At 48.6% G+C, this 23440-nt stretch carries 27 protein-coding genes; 8 read left to right on the top strand and 19 right to left on the bottom strand.

Translation table 11 applies throughout. From position 1 onward, the window contains the following. Positions 1–188 precede the first annotated feature (188 nt). Positions 189–362 carry a 50S ribosomal protein L32 gene (rpmF, locus tag G477_RS20965; protein WP_156897346.1) on the bottom strand — a complete coding sequence of 58 codons (174 nt, stop codon included), beginning with the start codon at positions 360–362 and terminating at the stop codon, positions 189–191. A 20-nt stretch (positions 363–382) separates the two neighbouring features. After that, the gene (locus G477_RS0112160; RefSeq protein WP_026698185.1) at positions 383–895 is read right to left on the bottom strand and encodes a YceD family protein; all 513 of its coding nucleotides are present in this window, start codon (positions 893–895) and stop codon (positions 383–385) included. Between the two features lie 155 nt (positions 896–1050). On the opposite strand from G477_RS0112160, the gene G477_RS0112155 reads away from it, so the two are divergent. Beyond that, positions 1051–2241: a nucleotidyltransferase gene (locus G477_RS0112155; RefSeq protein WP_026698184.1), complete on the top strand. Its 1191-nt coding sequence runs from the start codon at positions 1051–1053 to the stop codon at positions 2239–2241. A gap of 932 nt (positions 2242–3173) precedes the next feature. Here the strand turns inward: G477_RS0112155 and G477_RS0112145 are convergent. The 5 genes from G477_RS0112145 to G477_RS0112125 form a co-directional block, all read right to left on the bottom strand. Next, positions 3174–4196, bottom strand: a complete 1023-nt coding sequence (locus G477_RS0112145; protein WP_245575502.1) for a SepM family pheromone-processing serine protease — start codon at positions 4194–4196, stop codon at positions 3174–3176. Between the two features lie 85 nt (positions 4197–4281). After that, complete coding sequence (gene coaD / locus G477_RS0112140) at positions 4282–4767, bottom strand: pantetheine-phosphate adenylyltransferase (protein ID WP_026698181.1); 486 nt, start codon at positions 4765–4767, stop codon at positions 4282–4284. Further along, positions 4760–5305 (bottom strand): 16S rRNA (guanine(966)-N(2))-methyltransferase RsmD, encoded by a 546-nt coding sequence (rsmD, locus tag G477_RS0112135; RefSeq protein WP_026698180.1) that lies wholly within the window; start codon positions 5303–5305, stop codon positions 4760–4762. Before rsmD ends, coaD begins: the two co-directional genes overlap by 8 nt. A 175-nt stretch (positions 5306–5480) precedes the next feature. Continuing rightward, positions 5481–5759, bottom strand: coding sequence for a YlbG family protein (locus G477_RS0112130; protein WP_026698179.1), 279 nt, complete (start codon positions 5757–5759; stop codon positions 5481–5483). A gap of 15 nt (positions 5760–5774) precedes the next feature. Then, a complete protein-coding gene (locus G477_RS0112125; RefSeq protein WP_026698178.1) occupies positions 5775–6218 on the bottom strand; it encodes a YlbF/YmcA family competence regulator in 444 nt (147 codons plus the stop codon). Between the two features lie 230 nt (positions 6219–6448). On the opposite strand from G477_RS0112125, the gene G477_RS0112120 reads away from it, so the two are divergent. Together G477_RS0112120 and ytvI are read left to right on the top strand one after the other, a co-directional pair. After that, entirely contained in the window at positions 6449–6805 is a 357-nt protein-coding gene (locus tag G477_RS0112120) for a YugN family protein (RefSeq protein ID WP_026698177.1), read from the top strand. 85 nt (positions 6806–6890) lie between these two features. Continuing rightward, positions 6891–7946: a sporulation integral membrane protein YtvI gene (gene ytvI / locus G477_RS0112115; RefSeq protein WP_026698176.1), complete on the top strand. Its 1056-nt coding sequence runs from the start codon at positions 6891–6893 to the stop codon at positions 7944–7946. A 428-nt stretch (positions 7947–8374) separates the two neighbouring features. Here ytvI and G477_RS0112110 read toward each other — a convergent pair whose 3' ends face one another. Genes G477_RS0112110 through cyoE form a run of 5 tightly spaced genes read right to left on the bottom strand, consistent with a single transcriptional unit; the run spans position 8375 to position 13220 of the window. Next, on the bottom strand, positions 8375–8719 hold the full coding sequence (locus G477_RS0112110; protein ID WP_051287987.1) for a cytochrome C oxidase subunit IV family protein: 345 nt from the start codon (positions 8717–8719) through the stop codon (positions 8375–8377). 4 nt (positions 8720–8723) lie between these two features. After that, entirely contained in the window at positions 8724–9344 is a 621-nt protein-coding gene (locus G477_RS0112105) for a cytochrome (ubi)quinol oxidase subunit III (protein WP_035211967.1), read from the bottom strand. After that, on the bottom strand, positions 9344–11179 hold the full coding sequence (gene ctaD, locus G477_RS0112100) for a cytochrome c oxidase subunit I (RefSeq protein WP_026698173.1): 1836 nt from the start codon (positions 11177–11179) through the stop codon (positions 9344–9346). The genes G477_RS0112105 and ctaD overlap by 1 nt, the downstream gene beginning before the upstream one ends. A gap of 26 nt (positions 11180–11205) precedes the next feature. Further along, on the bottom strand, positions 11206–12249 hold the full coding sequence (gene coxB, locus G477_RS0112095) for a cytochrome c oxidase subunit II (protein ID WP_026698172.1): 1044 nt from the start codon (positions 12247–12249) through the stop codon (positions 11206–11208). Between the two features lie 32 nt (positions 12250–12281). Then, complete coding sequence (gene cyoE / locus G477_RS0112090) at positions 12282–13220, bottom strand: heme o synthase (RefSeq protein ID WP_026698171.1); 939 nt, start codon at positions 13218–13220, stop codon at positions 12282–12284. Between the two features lie 349 nt (positions 13221–13569). Between cyoE and G477_RS0112085 the strand changes: the two genes are divergently transcribed. Then, on the top strand, positions 13570–14487 hold the full coding sequence (locus G477_RS0112085) for a COX15/CtaA family protein (protein WP_026698170.1): 918 nt from the start codon (positions 13570–13572) through the stop codon (positions 14485–14487). Positions 14488–14609: 122 nt separating this feature from the next. Here the strand turns inward: G477_RS0112085 and G477_RS0112080 are convergent, their stop codons facing one another. Together G477_RS0112080 and G477_RS0112070 are read right to left on the bottom strand one after the other, a co-directional pair. Then, positions 14610–15059 carry a Dps family protein gene (locus G477_RS0112080; protein WP_026698169.1) on the bottom strand — a complete coding sequence of 150 codons (450 nt, stop codon included), beginning with the start codon at positions 15057–15059 and terminating at the stop codon, positions 14610–14612. Between the two features lie 643 nt (positions 15060–15702). Beyond that, positions 15703–16002, bottom strand: a complete 300-nt coding sequence (locus tag G477_RS0112070) for an Fpa/YlaN family protein (RefSeq protein ID WP_026698168.1) — start codon at positions 16000–16002, stop codon at positions 15703–15705. A 143-nt stretch (positions 16003–16145) separates the two neighbouring features. On the opposite strand from G477_RS0112070, the gene G477_RS0112065 reads away from it, so the two are divergent. Continuing rightward, complete coding sequence (locus G477_RS0112065) at positions 16146–16652, top strand: hypothetical protein (protein WP_026698167.1); 507 nt, start codon at positions 16146–16148, stop codon at positions 16650–16652. Positions 16653–17074: 422 nt separating this feature from the next. On the opposite strand, the gene G477_RS0112055 is transcribed toward G477_RS0112065, so the two are convergent. Further along, a complete protein-coding gene (locus tag G477_RS0112055) occupies positions 17075–18394 on the bottom strand; it encodes a PhoH family protein (RefSeq protein ID WP_026698166.1) in 1320 nt (439 codons plus the stop codon). Positions 18395–18418: 24 nt separating this feature from the next. Next, positions 18419–18871: a pyridoxamine 5'-phosphate oxidase family protein gene (locus G477_RS0112050; protein ID WP_026698165.1), complete on the bottom strand. Its 453-nt coding sequence runs from the start codon at positions 18869–18871 to the stop codon at positions 18419–18421. Between the two features lie 682 nt (positions 18872–19553). On the opposite strand from G477_RS0112050, the gene G477_RS0112045 reads away from it, so the two are divergent. Further along, positions 19554–19766, top strand: coding sequence for a YlaI family protein (locus tag G477_RS0112045; RefSeq protein WP_035211965.1), 213 nt, complete (start codon positions 19554–19556; stop codon positions 19764–19766). A 183-nt stretch (positions 19767–19949) separates the two neighbouring features. Here the strand turns inward: G477_RS0112045 and G477_RS0112040 are convergent, their stop codons facing one another. Next, positions 19950–20294: a YlaH-like family protein gene (locus G477_RS0112040; protein ID WP_026698163.1), complete on the bottom strand. Its 345-nt coding sequence runs from the start codon at positions 20292–20294 to the stop codon at positions 19950–19952. Positions 20295–20487: 193 nt separating this feature from the next. Here G477_RS0112040 and G477_RS0112035 point away from each other — a divergent pair, with 193 nt between their 5' ends. Further along, positions 20488–20679 carry a DUF5325 family protein gene (locus G477_RS0112035; protein ID WP_026698162.1) on the top strand — a complete coding sequence of 64 codons (192 nt, stop codon included), beginning with the start codon at positions 20488–20490 and terminating at the stop codon, positions 20677–20679. A 69-nt stretch (positions 20680–20748) separates the two neighbouring features. Here G477_RS0112035 and G477_RS0112030 read toward each other — a convergent pair whose 3' ends face one another. Together G477_RS0112030 and G477_RS0112025 are read right to left on the bottom strand one after the other, a co-directional pair. Then, on the bottom strand, positions 20749–21525 hold the full coding sequence (locus tag G477_RS0112030) for an inositol monophosphatase family protein (protein WP_026698161.1): 777 nt from the start codon (positions 21523–21525) through the stop codon (positions 20749–20751). A gap of 330 nt (positions 21526–21855) precedes the next feature. Continuing rightward, a complete protein-coding gene (locus G477_RS0112025) occupies positions 21856–22044 on the bottom strand; it encodes a hypothetical protein (protein ID WP_026698160.1) in 189 nt (62 codons plus the stop codon). Between the two features lie 237 nt (positions 22045–22281). On the opposite strand from G477_RS0112025, the gene G477_RS0112020 reads away from it, so the two are divergent. Then, positions 22282–22926, top strand: coding sequence for a YktB family protein (locus G477_RS0112020; protein WP_026698159.1), 645 nt, complete (start codon positions 22282–22284; stop codon positions 22924–22926). The last annotated feature ends 514 nt before the right edge of the window (positions 22927–23440 follow it).

The raw sequence follows: 23440 nt of genomic DNA, 5'->3' as shown, positions 1-23440 counted from the left end.
TCAAATAACACTGAGCTTTCCGAAAAGAAAAAGGACAGCTGTTTTCCGGCGCCATTATTTCAACGAAGCAAACTCATCCAGGCATTTTTCGAAACCCCATTTTCTAGTCTGGGAGGCAGGCGGAGAAGGTCTCTATCTTTATCCTAATATAAAAAGCCTGATACCGTCTATCGGCATCAGGCTTTTTATTACTTGCTTGCTACATCGCGTCCTTTGTAAGATCCGCATGCTTTGCACACACGGTGAGAGAGCTTCATCTCTCCGCAGTCAGGACACTCTACCATACCCGGTACACGCAGCTTTTTGTGTGTCCGGCGCTTGTTTTTGCGGGTTTTACTCGTTTTACGAAAAGGTACTGCCAACAGTCCCACCTCCTTGAAGATCATTCATCATTAAATAACTGTTTCAGCTTCGCCATTCTCGGATCCACTTTTTCTTCCGGCTGGTCATGCTGCTCAGCCTGCAGCTCCCAGCCTGATCCGGATTCAGGAGCAGGTCCTTCCGGCTTATCACTGAAGACGCGGAGCGGCTTTTCCAAGAGGATCCGCTCCCTTACGTAAGGCATCAGATCGACCGTGTTACTAGTTAATTCGTGAACGTCTTCATCCTCATCGAAGGTGGCCCATTCAGACAGCTGAAATGCTTCAACTGCATCGATGGAGAAAGGATATTCGACATCATTGAGCGTACGTGCACAGGGAAGCGTCATTGTTCCACTGATGTGGAGTGTGAACGTAGCGAGCTCTCTCGTAACAGAGCCGCTTCCTTTTACGTGTACGCTTGAAATTTCACGAATCTCACGGTCTGCATTCCTGACCTCTGAGACATCGACCGATTCATCAAGAGACAACTCCTCGCCGCGAAAGCCGAGAAGCTGCTGTATCGACCATTTCATTATATTCACCTCAAGACAACAAATGTAATTATATCGCCCGGTTTTTTAAATGTCAAGGTAATCTCTTTACATTATTCTCTGCCTGCAGCCACTGCAATACTGAACAGCTATGATATACTTTCAGAAGGAATTTTGTCAAGAGAGAGGTGTCGGTATTGCGTGTATTAGGTCTCATCGTTGAATACAATCCATTCCATAACGGTCATCTGTATCATGTCCAGCAGGCACAGGAGCTTGTGCAGCCCGACTGCACGGTCGCTGTGATGAGCGGTCCGTTTTTACAGCGTGGAGAGCCGGCGGTCATGCCCGCATGGGAGCGTACGGAGACGGCTTTATCCTGCGGCATAGACCTTGTTGTCGAACTACCGGCGGTGTTTGCGGTTCAAAACGCTGCTATTTTCGCTGAAGGTGCTGTACAAGTGCTTCATGAACTCGGCGTCACAGATATCTGCTTTGGAAGTGAGCATGGAATCGTTCAGCCTTTTTATGATGCATGCTCTTGGCTCGAGGAGAATGAGAAAGCTTTGGAAGAGCGCCTGACTGATCAATTGAAGAAAGGCAGCAGCTTTCCCAGGAGTTACGAAAAGGCGGTTGCCTCGATGAATCCCCCTGATGGAATGACGGACATGCAGCAGCCGAACAATGCACTCGGCCTGCAGTATGTAAAAGCTGCACGCAGATTCGGCATCACGATGCATACAATCCCCCGTATCGAAGCCTCCTACCACGAGGAACACCTGCGTACAGCCAGTCGAATTGCCAGCGCGACAGCAATCAGACGAAGTATTAACGAAGGCAAGGATGCAGCGGAAGTCTCCCCCTACCTGCCAGCTCGTTCCTGGGAGAAGCTGACCGGCTTCCTTGATTCGGACGGGCTGATTCACACGTGGGAGGCGTATTATCCTTTCCTGCAGCACCAGCTGGAATTACTGGAACCAGACGGCATCAAAGAGATCTTCGGATGTGTCGAAGGATTAGAATCCGTGATGTACAAACACCGTCATCAGGCGAATGCGGAACAATTCTTCCGGGCTGTAAAATCGAAGCGCTATACACGTACACGGCTGCAGCGGCTCGCTGTTGCCGTTCTGCTTGGCTGGAAGCAGAACGCTGTTGAAGCTTGCCTTGAGTACGGTGTAGACAGCATCCGGGTATTCGGCATGAATAAACGGGGAAGAGAACGTCTTCGTCATCTGCAGAGCACTCTGCCGGTGTACACAATGGCAAAAGAACAGCGTAACGGGATGAGTGCGCTCTCCTTAAAAGCTGCGGCGGTTCATAAGCTCGCACTCCCTGCCGTTTCAAGAAAGAGCGTTTATGAAGAGACCGTCAGAGTGTATGATTGAGTTCCCAAAATCCAGAACCTTCCCGCTCGTGCTCTATGAGGTTAGAACCTCAAGGCGGCAATGATTTCCTCTAACCGAACGGACAAAAATACCTTTCCACGAGGTGTCCCCATCGAAGCGATCGACCGGGAGTTGAATGAACATTCAGGCTGAACGAAGGAGAGAACTGAACGTATGGTGCAATTCGGGTCGGCTGCTCCAAAGCGGAAAAAGGAAATTATCGAAAGTGTACGATATGGAAAGATTGGAAATCCAAAAGAGTATATCCGCCCACTGCTCTCGGAAGCAGAAACAGGCGCCGTCGGCGGTCGTCGTAAAACCGACGTGCATGCAGGGTTTGGGTGTCTGAAGGCGAATTAGCGTTTCACCAGCATGTCGGTGAGAGGCAGCGTCAAGGTGAAACAGGGTTTGCACGCATGGCAGTAAACCTGAGCAAGCTCACTTCCATGTGTGTGTCTCATGATTGTGACGACCAAAAGCGCAGAGCGCCTTTTCGTCGGAAAGGCGTGTACCGCAGACTGTTGAAGGAAAGCAAGCGATCTTCTTTCTTCCCGCAATACGCAAAGCCATCGTCTCCTTCGCTGAGAACATCAGCATTCTTACACCTTACAAATAGGCTGTGTTATCGTTCGTTGTTGATTTCATCCGCTTTCGACGGACGCTAGCTCAGAGGCTTGTCCTCCACGATCCTTCGCGATGCAAAGGAGGATGTTCGGATTGCGCTTATCCCTTGAGCGTCGCCGCCTATCGCTGCTTTCATAAAATAACAACAACTAGCTTGAACAGAACTTACAAATAAAACGCTCTCGACAATCCATACTGGATTATCGAAAGCGTTTTTCACGTACTGGAGCACGAAATTGTCCCCGCCCCTTCCAGGCATTCCTCCGCTGGGAAAGGGACATGGGCTGCTACGCAGCGTGAATGCTCTATCACGTTTCCCGAAGGTCATCAAGAATGTCGAGAGCTTCCTGGAATGTGCCTACTGCTTCCACCTGCATATCCGTGCCTATGCGCTCCGCCGTTTCCACGGCAATCTCATAATTCGAATCCGCCTCGCCCTCTTCTACAGGAACGAAGAAAACATCGATATTATCATCATCAGCTGCATACACCTTCTGTTTGACTCCTCCGATGCGCCCGACCTGACCATTATCATCGATCGAGCCGGTACCGGCAACGCGGTATCCGCCGGTGATATCTTCTTCGGTAAGCTGATTGTATATTTCAAGTGCAAACATCAGCCCCGCGGAAGGACCGCCGATTTGATCGGCGTCTATATCGACATCCGGATCACGGATTAACTCCCGGTCATTCACAGGGTTGGAGACGCCAAGTCCACCTTCGCCTGGGTCAGCTCCGAGATCTTCAGGAAATTCCTGCATTTCTACTTCGACGGTGTCCTCCGCCTCGTCTCTCTCGAATTGGACTGTCACCGTGTCTCCAATGTCACGCTCTTCAAGCACGGCAAACATCTCATCCAGGTTGCTTACATTCTCTCCATCGAGTCCGGTGATCCGGTCGCCGGGGAGCAGCTTCCCTTCGATATCCATGCCTTCAATGATCGAGGTGACGAATACACCATGCTCTTCAAATTCAGCAGTGTGTCCAGCGGCTTCGTACGCTGTTATGATCGCCTGCTCCTGCGACGATGTCATCAGCATCGCCTGCCTGTGCTGGTACATCTCATCCGTTTCACCTTCCGGACGCACTTCATTTTCATGCATGAGATCACGCTGATCACTGAAGAGAGCCCAAATATAGTTCACAGGGTTTGCCTGTCCCATCCGGATGGTTGTCAGCGCAAAGCTTCCTTCATATTCCTGTCTGTCTTCCACTTCAATCATATTCGTTAATTCAGCCGCATCTCCCGGCATCGAAAAATAGTAAGGGAGCTGGACAAACTGCAGTGCCAGCAGGACAGCAAGGAGAACGACCCACTTCACCCAGGGCATCCGCCTTCGGCTTGCTTGCTCTTCCATTGAAAACACCTCTGATTAGCTTTTCCTGCATTGTATCATTCAAGAGGGATCCTGGCTTCTAATCCGCCCTGCTGAATTTCTGCAGCAGGCGCTTCTCCACCGAATCGGGAACCTGGCCCGGGGGCAGCGAGTGAAACCTGGCTGTTTCTTTCACAATACTGGAGCTGATATGGGCGAATTCCGGTTTCGAATAAAGGAATACCGTTTCCAGTTCATTGTGCATTTTATTATTCATCACCGCCATCGGTGTTTCGTAATCGAAATCAGTCATGGAACGAAGCCCTTTCAACAGGACGGACGCTCCTTGATTGGCAGCAAAATCTGCCAGCAGGCCATCAAATACCTCCGACCGGACGTTCGATAGATGCGCGACCGATTCCCAGATCATCTCCTGTTTTTCCTCCAGTGAGAATAGGGGGTTCTTGCGGCTGTTGTGAAGAACGGCAACAATCACTTCATCAAAAAGAGACGAGCCCCGCTCAATAATATCGATATGACCATTCGTAATGGGATCAAAACTTCCCGGTACGACTGCTTTAACCATAGATCTCATCTGCCTCCCAAATCGTGATTTTTGTCCCTCCATAATAATACACGGCACCGCTGTCCTGTAAGACAGCATCCGAGGATGTTTCTGCGATCACGAGACCGTCCGCTTTCAGAATTTGCTCTCCCCAGATCAGCTCCAGCATCGTATTGACCTGCTGGTCGGCATAAGGAGGATCCATAAAAATGATGTCAAATTGACGGTTTTTTCTTGCCGAAGCCCGGACAGCTTTTGCTGCATCTGTCCGGTAGATTTCGGCTGATTCCGCCATATTCAAACTTTTCACGTTCGCCCGGATCGTCTTGACTGCCGCCTGTGCTTCATCAACAAATACGGCATGGTCCATCCCTCTTGATAAAGCCTCCAGCCCAACAGCACCACTGCCGCTGTATAAATCAAGCATACTCCCTCCATCGAAATAAGGACCGATTCGATGGAAAAGAGCCTCTCTGACTTTGTCTGTCGTCGGCCTCGTTTTCATACCGGCTACCGCTTTCACCGGACGGCCTCTGCAACTGCCGCTGATAATCCTCATAATTCTGCACCTCTTTGTTTATCGTGAAGAGCGCCGCGGTTCCGTACGGCCCTCATTCCGGACAAAACGCGCCGGAAGATGACACACTTCCGGCGCGGTTATTCCGTTTATGTTCTGCTTTCATGCCGCTCAAAAAGAACTCCACCTGCTTCAGCGGCTCCCATAAATGACGGTGCTACAAGCCCATCTTGTAATCGGCCTTCTTTTCCTCTTTCGGAACAAAGCCTTCATACTCGGTTTTCACCCAGGGTCTCATAGACATTTTTACTTCTTTGACGTACGGCATTTTCTCGAGAGATGCAGCTATTCTTTCTGCATCAGCTACGTTACAGTACAGGATCACGTACTTCATTTTTCTCGAAGCGTAATGCACATGGCCGTACTGCTTCAGCTGTTTCACCTGTTTTAGTGATTTAATATAGACCGCCAGGCCGACACGCTTTGTGCCAATCATCCATATTCCTCCTTATCAGCTGCATCCGCAGCTTCCGCCTGAACCACAGCCGCCGCTGCAGGAAGACTGCTGGGCGTCGAAAAACGGGTTCCCAGTCGGAACTTTAATATTGGGGGAAACCTCACCGGCAAACATCTGGCTGATTTCACTCAGCATTTCATGCAGTTCTTTCTCTTTTTCTTTAAACGAAGCAACGACGGGGTCGGTATCGAGCTCTCGTTTGTATTCCCGGACCCGCTTCGTGATCTCCTTGAATTCGGGATGATATTTCCCGAATCGCTGCACCTCATCATACTGTTCCTTCAGCTGCTGAAATTCCTGCAGCCTTCTCTGAAGGTCCGTATTCTGCTGTACTTCCAGCTTGGCTTCTATATACTCCTGAAATAATTCAGATGATGTGATTTTTTCGCTCATATCCTGAGCCGTCTGCACGAGGGATATGTCGGTCATTGTCATCATGTAGACCTCACCTCCACTGTCATTATAGCATGCACTACCCCGGTCGGAAAAGCTGATCTCCTGCAGGAGGTGATAATATCTTCTCGCACCTGGATTTTCTGCCTGATTGTGACGGTGCGTTGACACTATGGAAACAAAACAGGGAAATCACTGCTTCTGCGTTGCAACTGACCCCGATTCATAATAAGATAAATAGTGGACAAGTTACATTGCAGCGAGGAGGAACCTGTATGAAGTTTGAACAATCAGCACTGAATGAAACGTTGATTAATTTCGCCGATTTAGACGAGATTATGCAGAGCGAAGGTTTTGACTGCCAGTGGGATTACGAACGCATCACATATGATTATAAGATCGTGGATGAGGTGCGGAAGGAAACGTACTATTTCCGGGTACCGGCTCATGTCCACGAAGGTGAGATCCCAAAGGACAGTGCCAAAGTACGCATGATGAATCCGTATGTTGGTAAGCACTATTACCCTCACGGAGTGGAGTATGATGAAGTATTCCCGGACCGTATAGTGGATAAGTGCATGAAGAAGATTGAAAGCATCCGCGAAAAAATTAAGGAAGATGCAATCGGCTGAAGAAACTGACTTTCGATCTTTTCGCGTTCCTGGATAAGATCGAAAGTTTTTTTCTGCCAATCTACTGACGGAAAGGAGCCCGGCATTGTCAAATCAATGGAGAAAATACATAGGAATCGGCCTCGCCATTCTGGCAGCTCTGGCCGTTATTTATTTTATACTGCCGGTCTCAGTTCCTTTAATTCTGGCATTCATCACAGCCCTGTTTCTTTCGCCGGCTGTTAAATCCCTTGTTTTTCGTTTCAGGTTATCTCGGAGCATGGCCGTTTTTATTGTGTTTGTCAGCTTTGTCTCCGTTCTATCGCTGCTCGCCTACTTTGCTCTGACCCGGGCGCTCATACAGGTGAACCAGTTTATTGAGAACCTGCCGAACATGATTAACGAAATTAACCTTGCCTGGATGAACCTGCTGGATACGCTGCGTCAGCAGTTTGACCATATGTCTGAAGATATCGTGGATACGCTGGATGAAGAAGTAACGCAGTGGCTGTTTCGTCAGCGGGAGGTGCTGCAGGACTGGGACATTTTGGGGGCGGCAACAGATGTCGTCATGAGCATCCCGTCGTACATTGTGTCTCTGCTTGTCTTTTTGATTGCTCTTTATTTATTCCTGCTCGATCTGCCCCGGCTCCGGGACAAAACCTTTTCTTATTTCAAGCCGGAGACAGCGGAAAAAGTAAGATTCATGTCCTCCCGGTTGTCTTCGGTCATTTTAGGGTTTTTCAAGGCACAGTTTCTGGTAAGCATCATTATCTTCATCGTAACGTTCGTTTCTTTATTATTCATTGCTCCAGAAGTGGCCCTCATCATGTCTGTCTTGATCTGGCTGATCGACTTCATCCCGATTATCGGTTCCATTGCGATTCTTGCTCCATGGGCCATTGTCGTCCTGTTTATGGGAGATACAGCCATGGCTGTACAGCTCGGCATACTTGCGGCGATTCTGCTTACTATTCGGAGAACCGTCGAGCCGAAAGTCATGGGTCACCACATCGGCCTTTCTCCGATTGCGACCCTCATCTCTCTCTACATCGGACTGATGCTGCTCGGCGCAGTCGGGTTTATTCTCGGCCCGCTGCTTGTGATTTTGTTCTCGAGCGCAAGGGAAGCCGGCTTAATCAAGATGAACTTCAAAATATAAACGAGACGGCAGCTCTTTTCGGTTCCCATTCACATGTTGGGGTGAATTAGGCTCAGGCATGCTCAGACGCTTTTCAAATGGCACCTAGGATTCTCTTTTAAAAAACAAAAACAAAATCTTATCAGTGGTGAAGAGGGGCGGCGCCAGAGAGATCAAGCACCGTCCGAACATCCTGTTCGCAACGCGAGGATCGTTGAGGGCAAGCGTCCGCCTGAAACAGAAGAAAAGATACCATGGGAATGAATCCCTACCCTATCATCCATTATACAACCCTTTTTCCTTGCACATTGCAGCCGGGCACTCCCGCACGGCTCTCATCTTTGTCTGCAGCACCTATGCCTCTTTTTAAAGCAAAATGGTGTCCGTTATCGATTGACGATAACGGACACCATTTTTTTTGACGAGATTATTTCGATCCCGGCATCTGTTTAAAATTTTGTTTCTCCAATGATTACCGTGAGCGCTGCAACAGTCAGAGCGGCCACGAACATGCCACTCCAGAGCATCACGTTTATCCAGCCGTTGCCTTTCGCGTTCATGTGCATGAAATAGTACAGCTGCATAACGACCTGCACACCGGCAAGCATGAGGATGAAAGGAATCGCAAAGTGGGTTGGAATCACATCACTTGCCACCGTCAGGAAGGCTGTAGACGTGATGAAAATCATAAACACAAACGATACAATCTGGGTTCTTGCCTCGTTTTTCAGCTTCCGTTCTGTCGCCTTGGAGGGCTTACCCTCCAGCGGCGCACTCGGATCTACGTGGGACATGCGATCAACCTCCTACTCCAAGAAGATATACTACCGTAAAGATAAACACCCATACAACGTCGATAAAGTGCCAGTACAGCACAGCTGTATAAAACTTCGGTGCATTGGACAGCGTGATACCGGATTTACGGTATCGGATCAGCAGTGTCGTGATCCAGGCAACACCAAAAGCAACGTGTGCACCGTGCGTTCCTACGAGCGTATAGAAGGAAGAGGCAAAGGCACTTACCGTGAAGCCGAGTCCCTGATGATAGTATTCGTAAAACTCATAAATCTCAAAGGACAGGAAGGCGGCACCAAGTGCCACAGTCGCCCACATCCAGACAAGCAGTTTTTTGAAATGGCCGCGTTTTAAATTAATAACGGCGAACACACTTGTCAAACTACTCGTCAATAGAATCATTGTCATGATAAAAACAAGGTCCAGGTGGAACAGTTCATCTGGTCCGGGCGCCCCTTCCGTACTACCTCTTAAACCGAGGTATGCACCGAAAAGGGAGCCGAACAAGACTGTCTCACCACCAAGGAAGAACCAGAAACCGAGATACTTATTACGGCCTTCCAGCGTCGCTTTTTCCGGATTTGCCGGCAGGGGCTGGTTGGCTGCTGCATGTTGATCTGCCATTATTTACCCTCCCCCTGTTCGCGCTTAATTTCCGATACTGGAATGTGATAGCCGTGATCTTCCTTAATCGAGCGGACAAACATCGCTCCGAAGTTGATCAGAAGACCAAGGATGATGATAGACCACGTCGAATAGATAACGCCGAAACTTGCTACTGTCAGCCCGGTTGTGATGATGATAGGCAGAATCGACCCATTTGGCATGTGGATATCATCCAGTGGTTCTGCAGCCTTCATTCGTCCATCACCGAACTGCTTTTCATGCCAGAATGCATCGAGTTCACGTACAAGCGGTGTCTGAGCAAAGTTATACTCCTGAACCGGTGATGTGGTTGCCCACTCAAGTGTTCGACCATCCCACGGATCCTGCACATCATCTGTATTCTTTCTGGATACGAATACGTTAATGACAAGAAGAATAAAGGCAAATGCCATCATGAATGCACCCATAGAGCTGATAAAGTTCATTTCATTTAATCCCTGTCCGTCGAGGTAGGATGCCACACGACGAGGCATACCGATCAGTCCAAGGAAGTGCTGGACAAAGAATGTCAGATGGAAACCGATCAGGAACAGCCAGAAGAACCAGCGGCCGAGGGATTCACTGAGACGGTACCCAAACATCTTCGGCCACCAGTAGAATGTAGCAGAGAAGATACCGAATACAGAACCACCAATAATCACGTAGTGGAAGTGTGCTACTACGAAATACGTGTCGTGGAACTGATAGTCAGCAGCACTCATTGCCAGCTGTACCCCGGTGACACCACCCATAACAAAGGATGGAATGAAGGCCAGTGCAAAGAGATTCGCTACCGTAAAGCGGATTCTTCCGCCCCAGAGGGTTAACAGCCAGTTGAATATCTTGATTCCAGTAGGTACTGCAATTGCCATGGTTGCTACGGCAAAGATGGCGTTGGCGATAGGACCCATACCAACTGTGAACATGTGGTGCGCCCAAACCATGAAACCAAGAAAACCGATGATCATGGTTGCAAACACCATCGCGGAGTAGCCGAAAAGACGTTTCTTCGCAAAGGTCGATATAACCTCAGAGAAGATACCGAAAGCCGGCAGAATCAGAATATATACTTCCGGGTGGCCGAAGATCCAGAATAAGTGCTGATAAATCACAACATTACCACCCATTGCAACATCGAAGAAAGCTCCTCCGAATATACGGTCCATCATCAGCAGAAGCAGACCTACAGTCAGTGCCGGGAAAGCAAAGAGGATCAGCATGGACGTTACAAATGTAGTCCAGGTGAACAGCGGCATTCTCATCATGCTCATACCCGGTGCACGCATGTTCACGATTGTTACAAGAAAGTTAATACCCGACATTAAGGTTCCGGCACCACTGACCTGCAAGCCCATGATGTAATAATCGAGCCCGTGCCCTGCTGATGTTGTCGAGAGCGGTGCATAAGCCGTCCACCCTGCGTCCGGGGCTCCACCAGTGAACCAGCTGAGGTTCAGTAGAAGTCCACCAAACAGGAACAGCCAGAACCCTAGTGAGTTGATGAACGGGAAAGCAACATCCCGTGCACCGATCTGCAGTGGAACGACAAAGTTCATAAAAGCGAAGAATAACGGCATCGCTGCAAGAAACAGCATCGTGGTTCCGTGCATCGTAAGTACTTCATTATACGTTTGTTCATGTAAAAAGCTCATTTCCGGGAACATAAGCTGGATACGCATAAGCATCGCTTCCAGCCCGGCTATTGTGAAGAAGAAAAGGCCGCCGAAGAAGTACATGATACCGATCTTCTTATGGTCGACCGTTGTCAGCCAGTCCCAGAGTACGCTTTTTTTCGACGTACTGCTGTTTGACACGTGAGATAACCTCCTTTATCTGATAGTTAATCCAGTACTCGCTGCTGACCGATATATTCAATCAGCGCATCCATTTCATCGTCAGAAATGGCGCTTTCGTCAAAGCCGGGCATTTCATTGTCTGGCTTCAATGCATCAGGATCACGGATCCAGTCGTAGAGATTCTCTTCTGTATAATCGAGGAATCCAGCTACCACTTCCCGTTCTCCGTAGTTCGTCATGTTCGGCCCCTGCGCGCCGCCTTCATCACCGACAGCGTGACAGTTGATGCAGTTGCCTTCAAAAACTTCACGGCCCTGAGCAGCTACTTCGCCTTCACCTTCGACGATTTCCGGATCCGGTTCAGCCATGTTTTCTGCCCACACGCTGAACGTCCCTTCGTCTACGGCGATCACTTTAAAGTCCATGAGCCAGTGTGACGCACCACAGATTTCCGTACATTTACCGAAGTAAACGCCTTCATCCGGTGCTTCAAACCACATTTCATTTTCAATGCCGGGAACGTTGTCCATTTTACCAGCGAGTGCCGGCACCCAGAAGGAATGGATGACATCGCTCGCGTGCAGTTCGACGTTCACCCGTGTGTCTGTAGGAATGTACATTTCCTGACCTGCGTTGATATCATGGTCCGGATAGATGAATTCCCACCAGAACTGGTGCGCGTGAACTTCGACATTCAAAACGTCTTCTTCTTCCTCTTCTACACCTTCACCCTCGGTTGGAGCACTAGTGTCTGCAAGTGTGAACGTATCCATCACGTTCGGGATCGCAAGGATCAAGAGCAGTAGAATTGGGATCGTCGTCCAGATAAATTCCAGGGCACGGTTACCGTGGACCTGCTCAGGAATGTGCGTATCACCAGGACGTTCACGGAAGCGCAGCAGAACGTAGATGTAGATGGAAAATACAACGACCATCACGAAGATCATGACATATGTAGAGAGCATGATCAGATCGAACTGCATTTCGGCTACAGGACCACGTGGATCGAGAGCGGATAAGTTTTCCATCCCGCATCCTGCCAGTAACAGGATCAGCGAAAATGGAAGGAGTCGCATGAAATGCTTCATCGTGTCGGAAACCCCACTTTCTTTTTTGTTTTTTAAAACATATGAACAATAACCATCAATGCAAACAAAATGGTGAGGTAGTTCAGAGAATAGATAAACATACCGGTCGCCCATTTTTTGTCATCTTCTGCCCTCAGGCCCTTCAAGCCGTAAATCAGCCAGCCAAACCCTAGAATCAGGGCTGCAATAGTGTAGACTACACCGAAATCAGCTATGAGCAGGGATACGGGAATCAATGCCGCTACATACCAGATGATCTGCCTCTTCGTCACCTCAAAGCCGGCGACTACGGGAAGCATTGGGATTCCAGCCTCACGGTACTCCTCTACTCTTCTCATCGCCAGTGCGAGAAAATGCGGCGGCTGCCAGATGAACATTATCAGAAAGAGAGACCAGGCATAGGGATGAAGCCCGGGATCTACTGCCGCCCAACCGATCAGCGGCGGTACTGCACCCGCGAAACTACCTACAATGGTGTTCAGCGTGGTTGTCCGCTTTGTCCACATAGAATAAAGAACAACGTAAATAAAGAGACCAATGACTCCGATAAAAGCAGCCATCGGAGAAGCCGCTGCCAGCAGTGCAGTTCCTGCAATCGATGCAGCAAGTCCGTACGTGAGCGTCTGTTTTCCAGACAGAACACCGCTTACCGTCGGCCGGTCTTTCGTCCGTTCCATTTTGTGGTCAATGTCGCGGTCAATGTAGTTATTGAGCGCACAGCCACCTGCGATAATCAGAGCCGAACCGGTTAGCGCGAAGAAACCTGTAAGCAGAACGAAGGCAAGCGCGGCTTCGGTATAATACGCAGCCAAAAACAGCCCTGCAAACGTCGTTATAAGATTGGACATCACTATTCCGGTTTTCGAAATAGTCACATAATCTCTCCAGCTCACAGACACTTCTGATTCTTTTTCTGTATGAACATCCGTCAACGATGTTTCTGCTGAAGATATTGTATTCAGTTTACTCATGTTTCTTTCACCCCCTGTGTCGATCATCAGTTATGCTGCATGCATGATGCCGTTCAGAGCCGAGGAGAAGACATTATCCTCTGAAAATGACTCTTTCTTTCCCGCGCACAGCAAAAAAGACGACAGTTTGCACCGCTCATTCATATTATAAAGGAACACCCTGCGTTTTTCATCACATTTTTTCTTACTTCCTTTGACACTTTTATGATATGTGACAATCACGTGAAATTGATTTTTTCATTCGGGATTTGCTATATCATAAAGGAAGCACCAATGAAAACGTGATAAAATGAACTGGCATGCAGCGATTCTTTATATTAGCATAATTTTCAAAAGGGGTATGGTTTTGATGCATAAAACGCTGAAATTTTACGGGATAATAACCAGCCTGGGCATGCTGCTCGTCCTTATACAGGGAGCACTCGTGACGCAGACCGGATCAGGGGATGCCTGCGGTCCGGAATGGCCGCTTTGCTACGGACAGGTTATACCGGAAAGTCCGACGATTGAAACGATGATCGAGTATACGCACCGAGTTGTATCCGGTGTTCTCGGGATCATGGTCATTGCGCATGCAGTCTGGAGCTGGCGACGCCTGTCCCACCTGAAGGAAACGAAAATATTCGCTTCACTGGCCGTTATCTTTATTATCTTCCAGGGACTGCTCGGAGCTGCAGCCGTGGTCTGGGGATCGTCTGATGCAGTGATGGCACTGCACTTCGGCTTCTCCCTCATATCATTTGCCAGCGTCTTTTTATTAACTGTTCTGGCCTTTGAAGACGGCAAACCCTCTTCCCTGCTGGCTCCGACTATTACAACTGGCTACAGGGGATTGATCATTTTCAACCTTCTTTACACCTACGCGGTTGTATACACTGGAGCTTTCGTAAAACATTCCGGTTCCGGGGGTGCATGTGCCGGATGGCCGCTCTGCAATGGACAGCTTTTCCCTCCATTGGAAGGAAGAGTACTCTTCCAGATGGGTCACCGTTTTGCTGCAGGGATGCTCTTCGTTACGCTGCTGATTCTGTTTATTCAAACGATCCGCAACTACCGGTTCAATAAGCCGCTCCTCTACAGCGGTGTGATCAGCTTTATTCTCATTACAGCACAGGTGATCAGTGGTGCAGTCGTTATTTTCACCGGCTTTACTCTCTATGCCACCATGTCTCATGCTGTTATCGTCAGTCTCCTGTTTGCATCCCTTTCGTATATGACACTGATTGCGTATCGTGCCAAAAAAGGCAGGCGGTATGTAAAGCGCTGATGCGTGTGAAGAAGCCGGCAGACTTCGTCCGACCTTCCTCGTGTTTAATAAATCCCGCCGGATGTTTCCGGCGGGATGTTTTCATGCAGCAGAAAAAAACTCTTCTGCCTTTGCGATATCTGTTACCGTTTGCCGAGAAATGCCCGCAGCATCCAATTATGCTTCTCTACGGACTGGCGGATTTCAATAAGCATGTCGGCCGTTGCTTCATCATCGGCGTCGTCTTCCAGTGTTTCGATATCATTTTTCAGCTCATCGGAAATCGCAGTCAGATCCGAAACGAGCTGTTCCACCATCTGCTCGGCCGTATTTTCTCCATCTGCTTCACTGATCGTAGAAGTTTCCAGGTATACTTTCATCGAGGCAACTGGTTTTCCTTTCAGTGCCAGCAGTCTCTCAGCCAGCTCATCAATATGCTCTGCGGCTTCATCATACATTTCCTCGAACTTCTCGTGAAGCGTGAAAAAGTTCGGTCCGGAAACATACCAGTGGTAGTTATGAAGCTTAACAAACATTACATTCCAGTTCGCTACTTGTCTGTTTAGAATTTCTGTCGTCTGTTTGTGTGCCATAATCATACTCACTCCTGTAATTGAAAATTGGGTACACCAAACCAATTCCCCTTCTCGATGTAATTAAACATCTGCAGGAGAGGAGAAGAAAGCGGCTGATCAGGATTCCCTTCCTGCTTCTGACAAACTGTTGTTCTTTTTCACTGACATCTTTCCATTTGCTAAAAGCCTGAATCACTTCTCAGCTGGAACAGCTTGAAGGTGCGGCTGTCGAAGGTAAGAAAAGGGGTATCTACGTCAATTGTTGGGGTAACCACCCTAGTATCTAAAGATAATCCCTCAAATAGGGTATGTTAAAAAAACGATAAACAAACTCAAATGCGAGTGTTTCCGTAAGTGACAGGCGGCGACGCCAGAGGGATCGGCGAGTGTTTTCTTGCGACGAGTAACCGCAGGAGCACAGTCCGAAAATCCTCATTCGATCCGCGAATGATAGTTGAGGGCAAGCCCCTTGGCAAACGCCCGCCGAAAACGAAGGAAATCGGCGTAGATGTTGTTTCCACACCCCAACATATATTTTAGAACCAGAAAAAAAGGTCTTTCGTTCCGCACACTGCTCGAAGCCTCCTTCATCCTGCTATGATATCCTTCGCTTTCGTACGAACCAAAAAAGAACCGTCGGGAGTTGATCCCGGCGGTTCTTTTATTGGCTCCTGCTCTCTCCGGCACGCATCGTGGCGTCGTGAAGTGCGGACACCTGCTGTTCCAGGTTCGTAAGCAGCTGTCTTCCTTCCGTCTCAGAAACAAGGTTGAGCCGGATAGCAAAATCTATTTCTCTCGATAATCCGAACATCTGAGTGTCGAGCACCTCTTCATAGAGAGGGCACTGAGGCATCGTCAGATTAGTCATCTGCACTTCGATCAATTTAATGATTTTATCTGCATCTTCTTTAAGAAGGGCATAGGCTTTTTCGCTTTGTTCGGACAGGATTTCTGTAGACACGCAGACCCCTCCATTCTTACAGGTGCACCTCACCCGGCGCTTTAATGCTATCTTATCGGTTATAAGCGTAAAATGCAACTGCTGTAAATGATGACAGACGGCTTCACGAATACTATACTGAAGGAGAAAAGGAGGCTGACACGATGGATGAGATGATAGTGCAGATCAATGGGGCAGTGAAGCACCCAGTGATGATTGATCCGGGAGTCTGGATCTTCGATGAGCGGCGGCTCGATATGGATACCGTCTTTGATCAACCGGAATCGTCCCAGAAGGAGCGGGATTTCTCCGCTATGGGAAAAGCATTTGACGAGCAGAGGATGCAGGGGGCAGGCCCGCAGTCCAATCAGAACAAAGTAACGATCAGCAAAAAGGATTTAACGGAGAAATCTCTCGGGATCGGTCTGAAGCCTTTTTTTCATAATGCTGAACCAGAGCCTGATGCGGCCTATGTACACCTGGTTCAGGACCAGCCTGAAGAGGATATTATTCTCCCGCTGGAAGAGGCAATGGAAGGAATCGCGGCCTTTTCTCATAAAGGGTCTCCCTTGAAAGAAGATGGTCCCCTTCACTTTTACTACCGTGACGGCTCCAACAGAACCTCTCCTGTAACGAGAGTGAAAGGTTTTACGCTGTTAAAAGAAAAATAACGCTTTTTTACTAAAGGCTATGTTATCGTTCGTGGTGATTTCATCCGCTTTCGGCGGACGCTTGCTCAGGGGGTTGTCCTCCACGATCCTTCGCGAGGCGAAGGAGGATTTTCGGACTGCGCTTATCCCTTGAGCGTCGTCGCCTATCGCTGCTTTCATCAAATAACATCAACAAGCTTTTACAGAGCTTTACTAAAAGAAACTGCTCCCAGGTGTTGAAACCAAAGGAGCAGTTTTTCTTTCTTTTCCGGTTCTGTTTTGAGGAAATGCCGCTAGGAAACTATGCAGCTTTCGGCTGCTGCCGCAGTGGTGTTCCTCCTCCCACTGCAGCAGGACGAGAAGGGTAGAATCTTCCTCCAGTTCCGTTTTATCAAGCTGCTGGCTTTCTCCAGATCAACAAAGCACTTGAACGGCCCTTTCTATTAAAGCAGATCCGCAGCGAGTTGAGCGAGGTTGGACCGCTCTCCTTTTTCGAATTTCATGTGACCGGACACGCTCTGATGCTTCATTCTCTCGATCACGTAGGAAAGGCCATTCGTGTATTCATCCAGATAAGGATGGTCGATTTGTTTCGGGTCACCCATCAATACAATTTTACTACCTTCCCCTACCCTCGTGATGATAGTTTTCACTTCATGCTTCGTTAAGTTCTGTGCTTCATCAATAATAATATATTGATCCGGGATGCTTCTTCCGCGGATATACGTGAGGGCCTCTACCTGAACCGAAGACATTCCTGCCAGAATATTTTCAAGTTCCTGGTCCTTTTTCGTATTAAACAAATACTCCAAGTTGTCATAAATCGGCTGCATCCAGGGACGAAGCTTTTCGTCCTTTTCGCCGGGGAGGTAGCCGATGTCTTTCCCGACTGGAACTACCGGCCTCGCTACGAGGAGCTTGTTATACTCGCCCAGATCTTCTGTCTGATAGAGTCCGCACGCAAGCGACAGGAGCGTCTTCCCAGTCCCGGCCTTGCCCGCCAGGGTCACCAGCGGAATATCTTTTCTCGTCAGCAGTTCCACCGCCATTTTCTGCTGTACATTACGGGGGCGGATCCCCCAGATACTATCCGCCTCTCCAGGGAACAATTCGAGCTTCTTTCCCTGTTCGTCCGCTTTGGCCAGGGCGGAGCGATTATGGTGGCTGTTGTCTTTAAATATATAAAAATGATGCGGATTTACCTCCGTTGTACCAGTGTCTTCAATAGTAAGGAATTTCTTCTCATAGAGCTGATCCATCAGACCGCTCTCGAGCCATTCTTCACTGTAGCCTCTGTACATGTTGTCATATTGGGCGACACGATCCGAAAGAAAGTCCTCAGCGTGCAGCCCGACTGCATCAGCTTTCACACGAAGTAATGCATCCTTGCTGACCAGCGTAACAGCTTCAGGTGAGCTTGCCTCCTCCAGCAGATTCAAACCTACAGCGAGTATGCGGTTGTCATTCGACCTCTCCAGTCCATACTGCTCAAGCTGCTCTGTGGAACGGTGATTCAGCTCCACCGTCAGCCAGCCGCCGTTCGGAAGCGTCACACCTTCATGCAGCTTCCCCGTCTGCCTGAGCTGGTCCAGAATACGACCGACTTCCCTTGCATTACGACCAATTTCATCCGTGAGTCTTTTTTTGCTATCCAGCTCTTCGAGTACAACTGCCGGTATTACAACATGGTTATCTGCGAAAGAATAGACAGATAACGGATCATGCAGCAGGACGTTAGTGTCGAGTATATATGCTTTGATCAAAGGTACCACACCCTTCTTGAGTGTCTACTGCTTTAAAGCATCCATGACCTGCTGGTCCAGCTTTTCTGCAGCCTCCTGATCGTACGTTTTTTCAAATTTCGGTTCTGCCGTCAGTCTTGCACCATAGAACATGACATCTCTGACTTCGTGGACCTGCAGTTCAATCTTTGAAAGCTTTAAAGGAACTTCATTCATTCGTGCTGCAGAAACCTCTGCTTTCCCATTGACCGCGTAGGTCGATCCGCCTGCAATAAGGGTTACAGCCACCAGCGGGTTCTTTTTAATATTCTTTACAAGTGAGGACCGTGGATCGACAGCCATCCGCAGCAGTTTGCCGGAATCGGCATAGATCCAGGATATCGCATTTACACTTGGGGCTCCCGTCTCTGCATCAATGGAAGAGATCGTCACATAATGCTCTTCCTGCAGTGTATGCATCAAGTCATCGGTCAGCAGATGTTCAACTCTGTTTCCCAATGGAACCGCCTCCTTCAAATCATTGATCTCTACAAAAAACCGTATAGAAATCTATATATAGTATATTCTACATTAAGGGTCAGATTCCTCTTTTACAACCCGGATTATTTTATTTTCGAAATGTTTTCACTGTCCGGTTTCTTTCAGAAGAAAACGCTCCGGAAGGCGTCGATCGGTTCAGACGGAGCATTGTTTCATACGTCGGGGGTAAAGAATACGTGCAGAGATGACATGCTGTACCTTCCGCACCGTAGACACTTTCCGAAGCTGTCCCCTCCTTCGGAAAAGAAGCGATGTTCTGCTCCTGCGTTTCCTCGCCGCTGGAAGCCCCTCACTGCTCCGCCGCCTTCTGCCCGGCCACGTCGAAAAGCAGTAACTTCTCCTATTTTCCAGAGCAGCATTCGGCGAATCCGATGCCATTGGAGAGAAAGACCTTCTGAGTGTCCACAGTGCATTGAAGATACGCTTTAAAGTCGTCCGGTTTCTGTGAAGGAAGATTCAGCAGGGGTCCTTACGAAGCCATCTCCAGTTCACATGCGCGGGCTCCCTGACTTTAAGAAAGGATGCTCAGGGGAAAGGGAGGGTGCCTGGACGCTGATATCAAGCAGCGTGGACTATTTTTAACGGACGGATTCGTTTTTATCATGTTATAATAGCAGGCAGCGATAGAAAGCAGGTGATGATGTTGCGTGTAAAATGCGTATTATGCGAAAAGATTGAATCTCTGAACAGCGACACCCCCGAAGCGAAAAAACTGCGAAACCGGCCGATCCACACCTACATGTGCGACAGCTGTCGGGAGAGAATAGGAAAAAAGACAGAAGAACGAAAAGCGGGAGGCCAATTTCACATGCGCCGTCCTCATAGCGAAGAAGAAAAAGATCCTTATATTTAAACCGCTCTGCCAGCGTTTGCTGTATGAAGATCTATAAGCACCGCTGATGAAACAAAGCCCGCCGGAAGGACGTCCTTCCGGCGGGCTTTGTTTCATCATACTGAAAGCAGACAGACTCCCTTGAACGGGGGCCGGTCCTGCTCGTTCTTCCTGCAAGGCAGCATCAGCTCAGCCAGCCCAACGTTAATCCGACTGTCCTTCCTCCGCCTGATGACGTCTCAGCTGAAGCTTGTAGACACCAAGTACAACGGCGGCAATGACGAGAGATTCTGCGATGGGCATAAACAACGCCAGAAACGTGAGAAAGAAGTTGCCGAAAAACATAACCGAGTAGACGATCGCGTTCTTCAGCGGGGGGAGTTTCCGGGCAAAACCTAGGTTAAATACGATGACACTTAATAGATTGATAATAATAAAGAGGGCAAAAAAGACAAACAAAAAGTTTTCCGCATCGGCCCCACCGAGAAATTCAGCCATTGGAGATACGTTGAATTCCGTATCAGGTGACGGCTGGACAGTAAATATCATCCTACATTCTCCTTCAATTTAAACTTACTCCTATGCTAACACAGCGAACGGCGCTTTACCTCCCCCGGCCGCTCCGAACTATGTCAAAAAAGTGAACGCCTTCCGGGAAGCAGCTTGTTTCGGCCCGTCCTTTTCACCTTTTCAAATACACAGGAATCACGTATGATAGAAGGGTATAAAGGAGCGTGACTGTATGAGATCGTTTGATATCATTTTCTTTTTACTGGCTGTATGCGGCACTTTCGGCATGATGGGACTCGGCATAGCCTTCGCTCAAATGAGCCTGCTGCTTTTTGCGCTGTTCGGTGGCATCCTCGGGCTTTCTCTTTTTCTTGGCTTCCGGCGTAAAAGACGCATCATGGAAGCGGAAAAGTCGAGTGCCTGAACACACCGTTCGACGTGAAGAAAAAGGGGTCTTCCTGCTTCAGTGAAGCTGCGGAGACCCCTTTTTTTGTCAGCTGCTGTGGCCGTTCAAGTGATTGGTGATGTCCCGGTACACGGTCGGAGCTGCAGCGAACAGCGAATCTTTATGAAGAAAGTCCAGCTTCTCGCCATTCAAGTTGGTCACTAGGCCTCTGGCTTCCTGTACAAGGATAGAGCCTCCGGCTACATCCCATGGCGCAAGCCTCAGGCTGAGGTACGCATCGATTCTACCTGCAGCTACATACGCGAGTTCCAATGCTGCTGAACCGTAAGAGCGTGTCCCTCTTACTTTATCGACAAGCTCACGGTATTTTTCATTATGAATGACCCATCCAGTATTAAAGCTGATCAGCGAGCCGCTCAAGGTTCTGTCCGGAACATTTGGAAGCGCATGGCCATTCAGGTAAGCTCCTTCTCCCGCGACCGCAGTGAATAATTCGTCGTTCATGACATCGTATACAACGCCAAAAACCGGTTCTCCGTCTTGAAAGATGCCGAGCGACACGGCGAAGCCTGTTCCCATATGCACGAAATTCACGGTCCCATCGATAGGGTCCAGGATCCAGACTGTCCCGTCCAAATCATGAATATTCTCAAAGGAACCTTCCTCCCCCATGAGACGGTGCTCTGGGAAGTCCTGAGCGAGCTTTTCCTGGAACATCGTTTCCACATTTTTATCGACGGTCGTGACAAGATCGTCTTTATTCGCTTTCGTATCAACATCGTAGCCTTTCTTCATTTCCGTTCGTATATACGCCGCTGCTTCCGAAATATATTGAAGAGCCGCCTGTCTCAGTGATTCATCCATGCTCTCACTTCCTTTTCCGTGACGTCATGTATTCACTTATACCATAAGCTCCTCCGTTTTGACAAACCAGGAAGCGCGCAGCGCCTGTCGGTCGAATCCACGTGTGCTGCAGATGCTTGAACCTGTCCATTCTGCCCGGACGGAAGAGGAAACTGCTGTCTCCCTAAGTGAAAAGAGATGATCTCCAATCAAGTAAAAAACCGCCGCGAATACCGCGGCGGTGCGGGGAGAAGGTCAAAAACCCCGTAAAAATCCCTTCATGTACCATGCGGCCATGAAGGGGAACTTTATGAAATTACACGCTTCGGACGGAACGTTCAGGCAGCGGTGTTATGCTTCGAGGCGAAGCCACTCTCCACGGAGTTCTTCCAACCTGCCTTTGCTTTCTTCCACTTGTTCTTGTTCTTCCGCCTGAATCGCATCGAAAAGCGTTTGAAGCTCATAATCAATCTCGAGCTTAAGTACCGGGATACGACGCTCCCCGTCTTTTCTTTTCAGTGTTTGAATGACCTTCTCCATGTTTCGCACCCCTTTTTTCCGATATACGTCGGATTATTTTTGTTACTCTTTCAACTGTTCTCTGTCTTGATTGAAATGAGTTATTCCTAGGTTAGAGTATTTATCGGAATTTTGCAACTATTTATTGTTCTTATTCTTAATTTTCCACAAAATCGTCATATCTAAACCTATTTATTTTGTTTCTCTCATGGGCTCTGCTACAATGTAAATCATTACTAATGAAGGGATGGTGGATTCATGAAGTTTTCAGGATTTACGGAAGAGGACTTTGATGTGTTTGCGGTAGACGGACTGGACGAGCGGATGGAAGCATTAAAAATGACGATCCGGCCGAAACTGGAAGAGCTTGGAGAACATTTCAAAGATGTGCTTTCAGAGAAAACCGGCAGAGACATGTACTATCATGTCGCCAAACATGCAAGGCGGAAAGTGAATCCTCCAGATGACACCTGGGTCGCTTTCTGCAGCAGCAACCGGGGATACAAAAAACTCCCTCATTTTCAGATAGGTCTGTTCGGCTCCCACGTCTTCGTCTGGTTTGCCGTTATCTATGAATCGCCGGTAAAAGGAGAGCTCGGCAGAACTCTGCTGGAAGACGCTGAATCGGTGAAAAGCATGATACCTGAGCATTACGAATGGAGCGAGGATCACACGAAGCCGGACACGGTCAGTGGAGACGAGCTCTCTAATGAAGACTATACCCGCCTGTTTCAACGGCTTCAGGATGTAAAAAAGGCAGAACTTCTCTGTGGTAAAACGTTCTGCTACAGTGAGGACCTCCTGCGCGACGGTGATGCCTTCGTTCAGGAAATTGAAAAAGTGTTCGATACCGTGCTCCCGCTGTACGAAAAGAGCATGGACGTGTACGAACAAAAAGTATAATCCTGCAGCGTAAACGTTCCTAAACGAAACCGAGGCTGGGACAAAACGAGAATAAAAAGGAAGCCCTTACCACTTTTGGTGAGGGCTTTCTGTATGAGGGGGTTGATCCTACCAATGACAAGCGCTTACCGCGGGCAAGGCTTCAGCTGACCGCCGCAAAACGGCGACGGGGCATCTTCAGCCCTTGCTTTTCCCGCGTCTCTTGTCTTTTCAAGATCAGCCCAGAGACCGTACGGTTTTGATTTCTCCAGAACAAAAGCGCAAAGCGGCTTTTGGTCGGAACGGCGTTTGCCGCAAGCTTTTCGAGGGAAGAAACAGGTCTTCTCTCTTCCCGTGCAGCGCATGAAACTGCCGTCCTCTTGTACAAAAATTTATACATTCCTATACTTTTAAAAAAGAATGCCTTCACGTTAAGTTAGAACGACCAAGTCATAACTAGACCGGAGGCATCCTTATGTTCAAATCACCAGAATGTCGATGAGAGGCAGAGCCAAGGTGAAAGAGGAACTGGGAT

The sequence above is a fragment of the Alkalicoccus chagannorensis DSM 18086 genome, from assembly GCF_000429725.1.
Lineage (GTDB): Bacteria > Bacillota > Bacilli > Bacillales > Salisediminibacteriaceae > Alkalicoccus > Alkalicoccus chagannorensis.
Note: the sequence above shows the minus strand (reverse complement) of the source record. Positions and strands in the feature narration are given on the sequence as shown.

Bases quoted from the DNA above. Each gene is read 5' to 3' on its own strand.
- G477_RS0112020 (WP_026698159.1), top strand. From the start codon at position 22,282: ATGAAGTTTTCAGGATTTACGGAAGAGGACTTTGATGTGTTTGCGGTA.
- G477_RS0112145 (WP_245575502.1), bottom strand. From the start codon at position 4,196: ATGCCCTGGGTGAAGTGGGTCGTTCTCCTTGCTGTCCTGCTGGCACTG.
- G477_RS0112045 (WP_035211965.1), top strand. From the start codon at position 19,554: ATGTTGCGTGTAAAATGCGTATTATGCGAAAAGATTGAATCTCTGAAC.
- G477_RS0112035 (WP_026698162.1), top strand. From the start codon at position 20,488: ATGAGATCGTTTGATATCATTTTCTTTTTACTGGCTGTATGCGGCACT.
- G477_RS0112040 (WP_026698163.1), bottom strand. From the start codon at position 20,294: ATGATATTTACTGTCCAGCCGTCACCTGATACGGAATTCAACGTATCT.
- G477_RS0112125 (WP_026698178.1), bottom strand. From the start codon at position 6,218: ATGATGACAATGACCGACATATCCCTCGTGCAGACGGCTCAGGATATG.
- rsmD (WP_026698180.1), bottom strand. From the start codon at position 5,305: ATGAGGATTATCAGCGGCAGTTGCAGAGGCCGTCCGGTGAAAGCGGTA.
- G477_RS0112085 (WP_026698170.1), top strand. From the start codon at position 13,570: ATGCATAAAACGCTGAAATTTTACGGGATAATAACCAGCCTGGGCATG.
- G477_RS0112110 (WP_051287987.1), bottom strand. From the start codon at position 8,719: ATGTCCCACGTAGATCCGAGTGCGCCGCTGGAGGGTAAGCCCTCCAAG.
- G477_RS0112130 (WP_026698179.1), bottom strand. From the start codon at position 5,759: ATGATTGGCACAAAGCGTGTCGGCCTGGCGGTCTATATTAAATCACTA.
- G477_RS0112030 (WP_026698161.1), bottom strand. From the start codon at position 21,525: ATGGATGAATCACTGAGACAGGCGGCTCTTCAATATATTTCGGAAGCA.
- G477_RS0112105 (WP_035211967.1), bottom strand. From the start codon at position 9,344: ATGGCAGATCAACATGCAGCAGCCAACCAGCCCCTGCCGGCAAATCCG.
- G477_RS0112025 (WP_026698160.1), bottom strand. From the start codon at position 22,044: ATGGAGAAGGTCATTCAAACACTGAAAAGAAAAGACGGGGAGCGTCGT.
- G477_RS0112065 (WP_026698167.1), top strand. From the start codon at position 16,146: ATGGATGAGATGATAGTGCAGATCAATGGGGCAGTGAAGCACCCAGTG.
- G477_RS0112120 (WP_026698177.1), top strand. From the start codon at position 6,449: ATGAAGTTTGAACAATCAGCACTGAATGAAACGTTGATTAATTTCGCC.
- G477_RS0112080 (WP_026698169.1), bottom strand. From the start codon at position 15,059: ATGGCACACAAACAGACGACAGAAATTCTAAACAGACAAGTAGCGAAC.
- cyoE (WP_026698171.1), bottom strand. From the start codon at position 13,220: ATGAGTAAACTGAATACAATATCTTCAGCAGAAACATCGTTGACGGAT.
- coxB (WP_026698172.1), bottom strand. From the start codon at position 12,249: ATGAAGCATTTCATGCGACTCCTTCCATTTTCGCTGATCCTGTTACTG.
- G477_RS0112160 (WP_026698185.1), bottom strand. From the start codon at position 895: ATGAAATGGTCGATACAGCAGCTTCTCGGCTTTCGCGGCGAGGAGTTG.
- coaD (WP_026698181.1), bottom strand. From the start codon at position 4,767: ATGGTTAAAGCAGTCGTACCGGGAAGTTTTGATCCCATTACGAATGGT.